We start from the raw sequence: 12,275 nt of genomic DNA, 5'->3' as shown, positions 1-12,275 counted from the left end.
GGGGGTACCTCAGTGGTTGCGCGGGAAGCCCAGGTCGACGCCGGACGGCGCGTCCGAGGGGTCGGGCCAGCGCGTGGTGACGACCTTGCCGCGCGTGTAGAAGTGCGTGCCGTCGTTGCCGTAGATGTGGTGGTCCCCGAAGAGGGAGTCCTTCCAGCCGCCGAAGGAGTGGTAGCCCACCGGCACGGGGATCGGCACGTTCACTCCGACCATGCCCGCCTCGATCTCCAGCTGGAAGCGACGGGCCGCGCCGCCGTCCCGGGTGAAGATCGCGGTGCCGTTGCCGAACGGCGAGGCGTTCATGAGCGCCACGCCCTCCTCGTAGGTGTCCACGCGTAGCACGCACAGGACCGGGCCGAAGATCTCGTCCTGGTAGGCCTTGGCGGTCGTGGGGACGCGGTCGAGCAGCGAGAGGCCGATCCAGTGGCCGTCCTCGTGGCCCTCGACGGTGTAACCGGTGCCGTCCAGGACGACCTCGCAGCCCTCGGCCGCGGCGCCCGTGACGTAGGAGGCGACCTTGTCGCGGTGGGCGGCCGTGATGAGCGGGCCCATCTCGGACGTCGGGTCGGTACCGGGACCGATCTTGATCTGCTCGGCGCGCTCCTTGATCTTCGCGACGAGCTCGTCGCCGACCGAACCGACCGCGACGACGGCGGAGATGGCCATGCAGCGCTCGCCCGCGGAGCCGTAGGCCGCGGAGACGGCGGCGTCGGCGGCCGCGTCCAGGTCGGCGTCCGGCAGGACCAGCATGTGGTTCTTGGCGCCGCCGAGGGCCTGCACGCGCTTGCCGTTGGCGGAGGCGGTGGTGTGGATGTACCTGGCGATCGGGGTCGAGCCCACGAAGGAGACGGCCGATACGTCCGGGTGCTCCAGGAGGCGGTCCACGGCGACCTTGTCACCGTGCACGACGTTGAAGACGCCGTCGGGCAGACCGGCCTCGCTCAGCAGCTCGGCGATCTTCATCGACGCGGACGGGTCCTTCTCGCTCGGCTTGAGCACGAAGGTGTTGCCGCACGCGATGGCCAGCGGGAACATCCACATCGGCACCATGGCCGGGAAGTTGAACGGCGTGATGCCCGCGACGACGCCGAGCGGCTGGCGGATGGAGGAGACGTCCACGCGACTCGCCACCTCCGTCGACAGCTCGCCCTTCAGCTGCACGGTGATGCCGCAGGCCAGGTCGACGATCTCCAGACCGCGGGCGACCTCGCCGAGCGCGTCCGAGTGCACCTTGCCGTGCTCGGCGACGATCAGCTCGGCGATCGCGTCGCGGTTGGCGTCGAGCAGGGCGCGGAACTTGAAGAGGATCGCGGTGCGCTTGGCCAGCGACGAGGTGCCCCAGGTCGCGAAGGCCTCGCGGGCCGAGGCGACGGCCGCGTCCACCTCGTCGACGCTCGCGAAGGCGACCTGCGTCGTGACGGCACCGGTCGCCGGATCGGTGACCGGGCCGTACGTTCCGGACGCGCCCGCGGCTCGCTCGACGGGCTTGCCACCGATCCAGTGGTTGACGGTCTTCGTCATGACAAGCATCCCTACTCTCACAGGTGGCGGCGTCGGGCAGTGACGTGCCGGTCGTACTCTTCCCTGGCCTTGACCGCGGACACCCGGGTCGCCGTCTCGGCCACGGGCACATCCCACCACGCCTGTGCCGGGGGCGGGCCCGACACTGTGTCTGCCGTTTCCGTCTCCACATAGACACATGTGGGACGGTCTGCCCCGCGCGCCTCGCGCAGCGCCGCGCGCAGGTCCCGGACCGTCTTGGCGCGCAGCACCCGCATCCCGAGCGAGGCCGCGTTCGCCGCGAGATCGACGGGCAGCGGGCCCTCGGTGTACGTCCCGTCCGCCGCCCGGAAGCGGTAGGCGGTGCCGAACCGCTCGCCGCCCACGGACTCCGAGAGGCCGCCGATGGAGGCGTAGCCGTGGTTCTGGAGGATCACGACCTTGATCGGGACGTTCTCCTGGACGGCCGTGACGATCTCCGTCGGGTTCATCAGGTACGTGCCGTCGCCGACCAGCGCCCACACGGGCCGCTCCGGCGCGGCGAGCGCGACGCCGATCGACGCGGGGATCTCGTATCCCATGCAGGAGTAGCCGTACTCGACGTGGTACTGCCGGGGCGAGCGCGCCCGCCAGAGCTTGTGCAGATCGCCGGGGAGCGACCCCGCGGCGTTGATCACGACGTCCTCGTCCGTCACCAACCCATCCAGGACGCCGAGGACTTGGGCCTGGGTGGGGCGCACGTCCGGCTCGTCCGTCTGGAAGGCGGCGTCCACGCGCTGCTCCCAGCGCTCCTTGTCGTCGGTGTACTCGACGGCGTAGGCGGGCTCGACGCGGTGGCCGCGCAGGGTCGCCGTGAGGGCTTCGAGGCCGGCGCGCGCGTCGGCGATCAGGGTGGCGCCGGCCATCTTGTGGCCGTCGAAGGGCGCGACGTTCAGGTTGAGGAAGCGCACGCCGGGCGCCTCGAAGAGCGTGCCGGAGGCGGTGGTGAAGTCGCTGTAACGGGTACCGACACCGATCACCAGGTCGGCGGTGCGGGCCAGTTCGTTGGCGGTGGCCGTGCCGGTGTGCCCGATGCCGCCGACGTCGGCCGGGTGGTCGAAGCGCAGGGAGCCCTTGCCCGCCTGGGTGGAGGCCACGGGGACGCCGCTCGCCTCGGCGAACTCCCGCAGCGCGTCCTCGGCGGCGCTGTGGTGGACGCCGCCGCCCGCGACGACCAGGGGGCGCCGGGCGTCGCGCACCGCGGCCGCGGCGGCGGCCAGTTCGCGCGGGTCGGGCGCGGGGCGGCGCACGGCCCACACCCGCTCGGCGAAGAACTCCTCGGGCCAGTCGTACGCCTCGGCCTGCACGTCCTGCGGCAGGGCGAGGGTGACGGCGCCCGTCTCGACGGGGTCGGTGAGCACCCGCATCGCGGCGAGCGCGGCGGGGATCAGCGCCTCGGGGCGGGTCACGCGGTCGAAGTAGCGCGACACCGGGCGCAGGCAGTCGTTGACCGACACGTCGCCCGCGTAGGGCACCTCGAGCTGCTGGAGCACCGGGTCGGCGGGGCGGGCCGCGAAGGTGTCGCCGGGCAGCAGGAGGACGGGCAGGCGGTTGACGGTGGCGAGCGCGGCGCCGGTGACGAGGTTGGTGGCGCCGGGGCCGATGGAGGTGGTGACCGCGTGGGTGGACAGCCGTCCCGACTGCCGGGCGTATCCGACGGCGGCGTGCACCATGGCCTGCTCGTTGCGCCCCTGGTGGAAGGGCATCGCGTCGGCGTGCTCCACGAGCGCCTGGCCGATCCCCGCCACGTTGCCGTGCCCGAAGATGCCCCAGGTCGCGCCGATCAGCCGCTGCCTGGTGCCGTCCCGCTCGGTGTGCTGACGGGACAGGAAGCGCACGAGCGCCTGCGCGGTGGTCAGCCGGACGGTCCTCGTCGGGGGCGTCGTCATTGATATCCCTCCGTGTGATCGGGGTGGAAGCAGATCCGCCACTCCCTCTCCTGACCCGGTCCCGCCATCACATTCAGGTAGTACATCGCGTGGCCCGGCTGCGCGATCGACGGGCCGTGCCAGCCGTCGGGCACGAGGACGGCGTCACCCGTGCGGACCTCGGCGAGGACGTCGGTGCCGCCCGCACGGGACGGGAAGACCCGCTGGTAGCCGAAGCCGTCGCGCCCGCCGGCGGCCTCGATCTCGAAGTAGTAGATCTCCTCGAGCTCGGCCTCGACGCCGGGGCGGTGCTCGTCGTGCTTGTGCGGCGGGTACGAGGACCAGTTGCCGCCGGGCGTGATCACCTCGACGGCGATGAGGCGGTCGCAGTCGAAGGCGTCCGCGGACGCGAAGTTGCGCACCTCGCGGGCGCAGGTGCCGCTGCCGCGGCGCTCGACGGGTACCTCCGGCGCGGAGCCGTAGCGGGCGGGGAGTCGACGCTCGCACTTCGCTCCTGCCAGGGCGAAGCGGCCTCCCGCGCCGGAGGCGATCTGGATCTGGGCATCCCGGGGGACATAAGCGAAGTCGGAGACTCCGCTGAACACGCTCTCCCGGCCCAGCAGTTCGATGATCCCGCCTTCCGTATGCACCGTACAGCCGCCGGTCAGCGGGAGCACGATCCATTCACTCTCACCAGTGGCGAAGGAGTGCCTTCCGCCCGGTTCGAGTGCGACGACACGCAGGTGCGAGTAGGACCAACCGGCGCGTTTCGGATCGATGTCGAGGGCGTACGGCCCGTCGGCCGCACTCCCTTTCGGTACGTACGTCATCTGTGCCTCCTCGGCCCGGCGCGGTCCCGGGCCCCCGTGTCCGCGTGTCGGCTAGAGCAGTCCCACGGCGGTGTCGACCGCCCCCGCCACGTCCCCGTCGGGCGGATAGAGCAGGGCTCGGCCCACGACGAGGCCCTGCACGGTGGGCAGTTGCAGGGCGCCGCGCCACTTCTCGTACGCGGCGTCCTGGTCGCCCCCGACGTCGCCGCCGAGCAGGACCGCGGGCAGCGTCGAGGTCTCCATGACGCGGGCCATGTCGTCGGGGTTCTCGGTGACGGGGACCTTCAGCCAGGTGTACGCGGAGGTGCCGGCGAGCCCCGAGGCGATGGCGATGGACCGGGTGACGGCCGCCGCGCTCAGGTCGTTGCGGGGCGTGCCGTCCGGGCCCCGGCTGGTCAGGAACGGTTCCACGAACACCGGTAGACCGCGTTCCGCCATCGCGTCGACGGCGCGGGCCGCCGCGTGCAGGGTGGTCAGCGAGCCGGGGTCGGCGTAGTCGACGCGGAGCAGCAGCTTGCCCGCGTCGAAGCCGAGCCGGTCGAGGTCCTCGGGCCGGTACCCGGTGAACCGGTCGTCGAGCTCGAAGGCGGCGCCCGCGAGGCCCCCGCGGTTCATCGACCCCATGACGACCTTGCCGTCGAGGGCGCCGAGGAGCAGCAGGTCGTCCAGGACGTCGGCACTGGCGAGCACGCCGTCGACGCCGGGGCGCGAGAGCGCGAGGCAGAGCCGTTCGAGGAGGTCGCCGCGGTTGGCCATGGCGAGGGGGTCGCTCCCCACCCCGAGGGACCCGCGGGCGGGATGATCGGCAGCAATGATCATGAGCCGCCCACCGTCCCCGAGGAGGGGCCGGCGGGGACGACGGGCGGCGGCTTCGGCGATGGCTTCGGGGCGTTCGGCCCGGGTACGGGCGAGCGAGGTGACGTCCACGAGATTCATGTGCGCGCCTCCGACAAGACGTTCGGCCACGGCGACGACATCGGCCCCTCCGGTGACGACGACAGATCCAGCCCCTCCGGTGACGACGACAGAATCAGCCCCTCCGGCGTTTGAGGAGCGGGGTCCGGGGCGGAGCCCCGCGCACGACGCCCGAGGACAGGACTCACCGAACGACCCCCGCGCCCACCGCACAAGCGAGACAATCCCAGCCCCTCCCGTGACGACGACAGAATCAGCCCCTCCGGCGCTTGAGGAGCGGGGTCCGGGGCAGAGCCCCGAGAACGGCGCCCCCGTCCGACGCTCACCGGACGACCCCCGCGTCCACCGCAGAGGCGACCTCGCCAGAAAACGGCATGGCGGACGAGCACTCCAGGCGGGACGCCACGATCGCCCCCGCCGCGTTGGCGTACCGCATGATCCGTTCCAGGTCCCAGCCCGCGAGCAGCCCGTGGCACAGCGCCCCGCCGAACGCGTCGCCCGCGCCGAGGCCGTTGAGGACCTTCACCGGCAGCGGCGGCACCTCGGCCGACTCGCCCGCGCGGTTCAGCGCGAGGACACCCTTGGGCCCCTGCTTGACGACCGCCAGTTCGACGCCCGCGTCGAGCAACGCCCGCGCCGCCGCGAGGGGTTCGCGCTCCCCCGTGGCGATCTCCACCTCGTCGAGGTTGCCGACGGCGACGGTGGCGTGGGCGAGGGCGGCGGCGTAGTGGGGCCGCGCCTCGGCCGGATCGGCCCAGAACATGGGCCGCCAGTCCAGGTCGAAGACCGTGGCCCCCGTCGGAGCCCCGGCGGACCGCACCGGCCGCGCGGCCAGCGCCGCGAGCGTCGCCGTACGGCTCGGCTCCGCGCACAGCCCCGTACCCGTCATCCAGAAGATCCGCGCCCCGGCGATCGCGTCGAGGTCCAGCTCGCTCTCGTGGATCTCCAGGTCGGGCGCCTTCGGCTGCCGGTAGAAGTACAGCGGGAAGTCGTCGGGCGGGAAGACCTCGCAGAACGTCACCGGGGTCGGCAGGCCCGCGACCCCGCTCACCCAGCGGTCGTCGACGCCGAACTCCCGCAGTTCCTTGTGCAGATACGCGCCGAAGGGGTCCTCCCCGGTGCGGGTGACGACGGCGACGCGGCGGCCGAGGCGGGCGGCGGCGACGGCGACGTTGCTGGCCGAGCCGCCGAGGAACTTCCCGAACGTGGTGACCTCGGCGAGGGACACCCCGGCCTGGAGGGGGTACAGGTCCACCCCGATCCGGCCCATGGTGATGACGTCGTACGGATCGGTCACCCTGCACGTCCCCTCTCCGGACCCGCTCGGTCTGCTCCCCCAGGTCTAATCCCGTCCCAGGAGCCCTGTCAACATTTTGTCCTTACATTCGGACCAGTCCTTGACACTCTTCCGAGGCGGCCGGAAGTCTGGCCGGTATGACGACGCTGTCTCGCATCCGGATCGGTTCGGCGCCCGACTCGTGGGGCGTGTGGTTCCCCGAGGACCCCCGGCAGGTCCCCTGGGAACGATTCCTCGACGAGGTCGCGGAGTCCGGGTACGAGTGGATCGAGCTGGGGCCGTACGGCTATCTGCCCACCGACCCGGCCCGGCTGAGGACCGAGACGGCCCGCCGCGGCCTCAAGGTGTCCGCGGGCACCGTCTTCACGGGGCTGCACCACGGGAGCGCCGTCTGGGAGAAGACCTGGGCCCATGTCGCGGACAACGCCGCGCTCGCGCAGGCCATGGGCGCCGAGCACCTCGTCGTCATCCCCTCCTTCTGGCGCGACGACAAGACCGGCGAGGTCCTGGAGGACCGCGTGCTCACGCCCGCACAATGGCGTGAACTGACCACCCAGACCGAGCGCCTGGCCCACGAGGTGCGCGAGCGGTACGGCCTGCGCGTCGTCGTCCACCCGCACGCGGACACCCACATCGACAGCGAGGAGAACGTCACCCGCTTCCTCGACGCCACCGACTCCGGCCTCGTCTCGCTCTGCCTGGACACCGGCCACTACGCGTACTGCGGCGGGGACAGCGTGAAGCTCATCGAGACGTACGGCGAGCGCATCGGCTATCTGCACCTCAAGCAGGTCGACCCGGAGGTCCTCGCCGAGGTGCGGGCGCGGGAGGTGCCGTTCGGCCCGGCGGTGGCGCGCGGCGTGATGTGCGAACCGCCCGCCGGGGTGCCCGCGCTGGAGCCGGTGCTCGCCGCGGCCCAGAAGCTCGACGTCGACCTCTTCGCCATCGTGGAGCAGGACATGTACCCGTGCGCGCCGGACAAGCCGCTGCCCATCGCCCGCCGCACCCGCGCCTTCCTCCGCTCGTGCGGCGCCTAGGGGACACGGACGTACACGACGGACCGCGTCCCAGGGTCCTCAGGAGCGCGGGGGAACCCGTCCGCTGGGAGATCGCCCTCGCGCGCCCGCACCCCCGGCTGCGGCCCGGCGTGATCAGCTACCGGGGGACGCGGCTCGCGATGAGCGGACCGCGCCGGCGCCTCGAAGTGCCCATCGGCGCCGTGACGCTGCTGCTCGGCTTCGACCGGCCGCTGCGGATCTCGGGCGTCGGCGGGCCGGGGAGCGCACGGCCCGCGCGCCCTCCCGTCTCCCTCGTCTCGGTGCTGTCCGGGCTCGGCACGACGCCGGTGCTCGGCGAGCACGACGGGCGGCTCGCGGGCGTCGAGGTGCTGCTCGCGCCGTGGGCCGCGTTCACGCTCTTCGGCACCGCGCTGCACGAACTGGCCGACCGCACCCTGGATCCCGACGCGCTCGGCGTGCGGCCGGAGCCGGGCCGCTGGGGCAGCGTGGCGGAACTGGCCGCGGCGCTCGGCGCGTTGCCGTCGTGGCGGGCGCGGTTCGCCCTTCTGGACGACGTGTTCGGCCGGTGGGCCGACACGGGCCCGCCGTCCTCGGCACGGACCGTGCGGGCCTGGAGCGAGCTCGTACGCTCCCGGGGCACCGCCCCCGTGGGGCACCTCGCCGAGGAAGTCGGCTGGAGCGTGCGCCAGTTGGAGAACCGCTTTCGGGAGCAGATCGGGATCGGCCCCAAGGCGGCGGCGCGGGTGCTGCGGCTGCAGCGGGCCCGGGCGATGCTCGCGGCCGGGCGCGGGCAGGCGGAGACGGCGGCGGTCTGCGGCTACTACGACCAGGCGCACCTGAGCGGTGAGTTCAAGGCGATGACGGGGTGCACGCCCGGCCAGTTCACGGCGGCGCGGCGGACGGCCGGGGCGCCCTGGGGCGCGCCTCCGTCGGCCGACCGGGTCGACGGGGAGCCCACGAGCCTGGTGCTGCCCACCGGCCCCGCGGGCCCGGGTGCGCTTTTTTCCAAGACCGGCGGGCGGCGCTGACGGCACGCTGTGGCCCTTGAGCCAACAGGCCGCGGGGGAACCCGCCCCTTTCCGTGCCGGGAGCCGGGAGGGGCGCGGGTGAGCCGGTGGGCCGGACCCGGCGCAGCGGGCCCGGCCCACCTCGGCCTGCCGTCATCCGCCGCCGCGCGGGGCCTGCCCCTCCCCGGGCAGGCGGGAGGGCGAGTCCCCAGGGAGAGCACGCGGCCCCTCGCGATGACACGCGCCGCTCGTGCGCCGGGGTAACGCGCTGGGCTGATGCGTCGCTTCCGTCACAAACGCTCCCTTCCTGTCACATCTGTCTCGCGTACGCGGGTTTTGCGTCACAGGGGATCGACAGCCGCTCCCCTGTGCTCACCGGGCGTCGTTCACCGGGCACAGGCTGAGTGATCGCCGCGCGCAGCGCCCAGCTCCCCCGTCGGCCCCTCCGGCCGCTCTGGGTGCGCGCAGGGAGGTGCACTGATGACCGACCGCAGGCTCTGGTCGTACAAGGAGATCGCCGCGCACATCCGGGTGCAGCCCGACACCGTGCGCTCGTACCGCAAGCACGGGCTGCTGCCCGAGCCCGACCACGTGGAGGGCGGCAAGCCGTACTGGTACGCCGACAGCATCCGCGCCTGGGTCGCGGCACGCCCCGGCAACCGCGGGCGCAGAGACTGACGCCGTGCGCCGTTCCCCTCGGAGCGACCTCGTTGATTAATACCCCCTAGGGGTATAGTGTGACGTGCGTCGGGAGGCCCCCGGGACCACCGGGGCCCCCTGGCACGTTACGCCGCACCAGCACACCCGCTTCCCCGAGGAGAACGACATGAGCGCCCAGACCGAGCTCCCGCAGGCCGCGTCCGAGACGACCGGCTCCTGCTGCTCCCCCAGCGGTTCCTGCCACTCCGACGGCGCCGCCGAGGCGCCGCAGGGCGCCGTCACCACCGTGTACGAGGTGACCGGGATGACCTGCGGGCACTGCGAGGGCGCCGTCTCCGACGAGATCTCGGAGATCGCCGGGGTCAGCTCCGTCAAGGCCGTCGCCGCCACCGGCCAGGTGACCGTGGTCTCCGAGGCCCCGCTGGACGAGGCCGCGGTGCGCGCCGCCGTGGACGAGGCGGGCTACGAGCTCGTCGGCGTCAAGGCCTGAGCCCCGCCCGCGGACGCGGGCACGACCCGCGCCCCACCGGGTACCCGGGCCCCTGGTGTCGACCCCGACGCCATGGGGCCCGCAGCCGTCTCATCACCCCGGAAGCCGTACGAAAGAGCCATGACCGAAGTCTCCGAAGTCGAACTCGCCGTCGGCGGGATGACCTGCGCCTCCTGCTCGTCCCGCATCGAGAAGAAGCTGAACCGCATGGAGGGGGTGACCGCCACGGTCAACCTCGCCACGGAGAAGGCGAAGGTCGCGTACACCGACGGGGTCGAGGTCCCCCAGCTGATCGCCCTGATCGAGAAGCTCGGGTACTCGGCCGAGGAGATCGTCCCGCCCGCCCCGGAGCCCGCGGACGGGGACGCACCGGCCCCGACCACCGCCGACATCACCGAACCCGACACCCTGCGGCAGCGCCTGATCGTCTCCGCCGCCCTCGCGCTGCCCGTCGTGCTGCTCGCGATGGCCCCCGCCCTGCAGTTCGACAACTGGCAGTGGCTGTCGCTGACGCTGGCCGCGCCGGTCGTCGTCTGGGGCGGCCTCCCCTTCCACCGGGCGGCCCTCACCAACCTCCGGCACGGCGCCGCGACCATGGACACCCTCGTCTCCGTCGGCACGCTCGCCGCCTTCGGCTGGTCGCTGTGGGCGCTGTTCTTCGGGGACGCCGGGATGCCGGGCATGCGGCACGGCTTCGACCTCACCGTCTCGCCGGGCGACGGCGCCTCGACGATCTACCTCGAAGTGGCCGCGGGCGTCATCACCTTCATCCTGCTCGGCCGCTGGCTGGAGGCCCGCTCCAAGCGACGGGCCGGCGCGGCCCTGCGCGCCCTCCTGGAACTCGGCGCGAAGGACGTCACCGTGCTGCGCGACGGGGTGGAGCAGCGGGTGCCCGTCGGGCGCCTGGCCGTCGGCGACCGTTTCGTCGTACGCCCGGGAGAGACCGTCGCGACCGACGGCACCGTCGTCGAGGGCGCCTCCGCGGTCGACGCCTCGATGCTGACCGGCGAGTCCGTCCCGGTCGACGTGGGCGCGGGCGACGCCGTGACCGGCGCGACCGTGAACACCTCGGGCCGCCTCGTGGTGGCGGCGACCCGCGTCGGCGCCGACACCCAGCTGGCCCGGATGGCGCGGCTCGTCGAGGACGCGCAGACCGGCAAGGCCCAGGTGCAGCGCCTCGCCGACCGGATCGCCGGGGTGTTCGTGCCGGTGGTCCTGCTCATCGCGGCCGGCACGCTCGGCGGCTGGCTGGGCGCCACGGGCGACGTGACCGCCGCGTTCACCGCCGCCGTCGCCGTACTGATCATCGCCTGCCCCTGCGCGCTCGGCCTGGCAACCCCGACCGCCCTCATGGTCGGCACCGGCCGCGGCGCCCAGCTCGGCATCCTGATCAAGGGCCCCGAGGTCCTGGAGTCCACCCGCAAGGTCGACACCGTCGTCCTGGACAAGACGGGGACGGTGACGACGGGCCGCATGGACCTGAAGGAGGTGTACGTCGCCGGGGACACCGGCGAGAAGCAGCTGCTGCGCCTCGCGGGCGCCCTGGAGCACGCCTCCGAGCACCCGATCGCGCGGGCCGTCGCGGCGGGCGCCGCCGACCGCCTGGGCATCGGCACGGAAGAACTCCCGGCGCCCACGGGGTTCGAGAACGTCGCCGGGTCCGGGGTGCGCGGCACGGTGGACGGGCACGCCGTCCTCGCGGGCCGCGAGCGGCTCCTGGCGGACGCGGGCGTCACCGGCCTGGACCAGGTGGCCAAGTTGCGCGACGACGCGGAGGCGGCCGGGCGCACGGCCGTCCTGGTCGCCTGGGACGGCGTCGCGCGCGGTGTCCTGACGGTCGCGGACACCCCCAAGGAGACCAGTGCGGAGGCGGTGCGCGAGCTGCGCGCGCTGGGCCTCACCCCGGTGCTGCTGACCGGTGACAACAAGGCCGTCGCCGCCGCGGTCGCGGACGCGGTGGGCATCGCCCCCGACGCCGTGTACGCGGAGGTCCTGCCGCAGGACAAGGTCGACGTCGTACGGCGGCTGCAGGGCGAGGGGCGGGTCGTGGCGATGGTCGGCGACGGCGTGAACGACGCCGCCGCGCTGGCCGCCGCCGATCTGGGCCTGGCGATGGGCACCGGCACGGACGCCGCGATCGAGGCGAGCGACCTGACGCTGGCGCGCGGGGACCTGCGGGTCGCGGCGGACGCCATCAGGCTCTCCCGGAAGACCCTCGCCACGATCAAGGGCAACCTCTTCTGGGCCTTCGGCTACAACGTCGCCGCGCTGCCTCTCGCGGCGGCCGGACTCCTGAATCCGATGATCGCGGGAGCCGCCATGGCGTTCTCTTCGGTGTTCGTGGTGACGAACAGTCTGCGTCTGAGGACGTTCACATAACCCCTTCACATGTCCGTTTCGACACCTTCACACCAGTGCCCCGATCCCCATATCGGGGCTCTTGCGCATGTACAGGACATATGCAAGAGACGCAGATCACAGTGACGGGAACGTAACCATTGAGGGGGGTCGCGAGTCTAATGGTGCGATGCAGGAAGATGTCTTGGGGGACGCCTTCCGGCATAGGGGACATCTTGGGGGATGTTCCTGGAATTGCGTTGCCGGGGCACGTGCACCGGGGAGCTTTGAGCGGCCCTCCCGTACGTACGCG

11 protein-coding genes are annotated in these 12,275 nt (G+C 72.9%); 6 read left to right on the top strand and 5 right to left on the bottom strand.

Going from position 1 to position 12,275, the window contains the following annotated elements; genetic code table 11:
- Nucleotides 1–9: 9 nt before the first annotated feature.
- Genes mmsA through AB0L89_RS00745 form a run of 4 tightly spaced genes read right to left on the bottom strand, consistent with a single transcriptional unit; the run spans nucleotide 10 to nucleotide 5,116 of the window.
- Nucleotides 10–1,521 carry a CoA-acylating methylmalonate-semialdehyde dehydrogenase gene (gene mmsA / locus AB0L89_RS00760; protein ID WP_365132089.1) on the bottom strand — a complete coding sequence of 504 codons (1,512 nt, stop codon included), beginning with the start codon at nucleotides 1,519–1,521 and terminating at the stop codon, nucleotides 10–12.
- Between the two features lie 17 nt (nucleotides 1,522–1,538).
- Nucleotides 1,539–3,428, bottom strand: coding sequence for a 3D-(3,5/4)-trihydroxycyclohexane-1,2-dione acylhydrolase (decyclizing) (iolD, locus tag AB0L89_RS00755; protein WP_365132086.1), 1,890 nt, complete (start codon nucleotides 3,426–3,428; stop codon nucleotides 1,539–1,541).
- Entirely contained in the window at nucleotides 3,425–4,237 is an 813-nt protein-coding gene (iolB, locus tag AB0L89_RS00750; protein ID WP_365132083.1) for a 5-deoxy-glucuronate isomerase, read from the bottom strand. Before iolB ends, iolD begins: the two co-directional genes overlap by 4 nt.
- 51 nt (nucleotides 4,238–4,288) lie before the next feature.
- Complete coding sequence (locus AB0L89_RS00745; RefSeq protein WP_365133899.1) at nucleotides 4,289–5,116, bottom strand: deoxyribose-phosphate aldolase; 828 nt, start codon at nucleotides 5,114–5,116, stop codon at nucleotides 4,289–4,291.
- On the opposite strand from AB0L89_RS00745, the gene AB0L89_RS00740 reads away from it, so the two are divergent.
- The gene (locus AB0L89_RS00740; RefSeq protein ID WP_365134017.1) at nucleotides 5,036–5,287 is read left to right on the top strand and encodes a hypothetical protein; all 252 of its coding nucleotides are present in this window, start codon (nucleotides 5,036–5,038) and stop codon (nucleotides 5,285–5,287) included. The genes AB0L89_RS00745 and AB0L89_RS00740 overlap by 81 nt on opposite strands.
- Nucleotides 5,288–5,474: 187 nt before the next feature.
- Here AB0L89_RS00740 and iolC read toward each other — a convergent pair whose 3' ends face one another.
- On the bottom strand, nucleotides 5,475–6,422 hold the full coding sequence (gene iolC / locus AB0L89_RS00735; RefSeq protein WP_365133896.1) for a 5-dehydro-2-deoxygluconokinase: 948 nt from the start codon (nucleotides 6,420–6,422) through the stop codon (nucleotides 5,475–5,477).
- A gap of 164 nt (nucleotides 6,423–6,586) precedes the next feature.
- On the opposite strand from iolC, the gene AB0L89_RS00730 reads away from it, so the two are divergent.
- The 5 genes from AB0L89_RS00730 (at nucleotide 6,587) to AB0L89_RS00710 (ending at nucleotide 12,004) form a co-directional block, all read left to right on the top strand.
- Nucleotides 6,587–7,486: a sugar phosphate isomerase/epimerase gene (locus AB0L89_RS00730; RefSeq protein WP_365132080.1), complete on the top strand. Its 900-nt coding sequence runs from the start codon at nucleotides 6,587–6,589 to the stop codon at nucleotides 7,484–7,486.
- 140 nt (nucleotides 7,487–7,626) lie between these two features.
- Nucleotides 7,627–8,496 carry a helix-turn-helix domain-containing protein gene (locus AB0L89_RS00725; protein WP_365133893.1) on the top strand — a complete coding sequence of 290 codons (870 nt, stop codon included), beginning with the start codon at nucleotides 7,627–7,629 and terminating at the stop codon, nucleotides 8,494–8,496.
- A 459-nt stretch (nucleotides 8,497–8,955) separates the two neighbouring features.
- On the top strand, nucleotides 8,956–9,153 hold the full coding sequence (locus tag AB0L89_RS00720) for a MerR family transcriptional regulator (RefSeq protein WP_365132078.1): 198 nt from the start codon (nucleotides 8,956–8,958) through the stop codon (nucleotides 9,151–9,153).
- 148 nt (nucleotides 9,154–9,301) lie between these two features.
- The gene (locus AB0L89_RS00715) at nucleotides 9,302–9,625 is read left to right on the top strand and encodes a heavy-metal-associated domain-containing protein (RefSeq protein ID WP_365132075.1); all 324 of its coding nucleotides are present in this window, start codon (nucleotides 9,302–9,304) and stop codon (nucleotides 9,623–9,625) included.
- A 120-nt stretch (nucleotides 9,626–9,745) separates the two neighbouring features.
- Nucleotides 9,746–12,004 (top strand): heavy metal translocating P-type ATPase, encoded by a 2,259-nt coding sequence (locus AB0L89_RS00710; RefSeq protein ID WP_365132072.1) that lies wholly within the window; start codon nucleotides 9,746–9,748, stop codon nucleotides 12,002–12,004.
- Nucleotides 12,005–12,275: the final 271 nt, after the last annotated feature.

Source organism: Streptomyces sp. NPDC052114, assembly GCF_040680155.1.
Taxonomy (GTDB): Bacteria; Actinomycetota; Actinomycetes; order Streptomycetales; family Streptomycetaceae; genus Streptomyces.
Note: the sequence above shows the minus strand (reverse complement) of the source record. Positions and strands in the feature narration are given on the sequence as shown.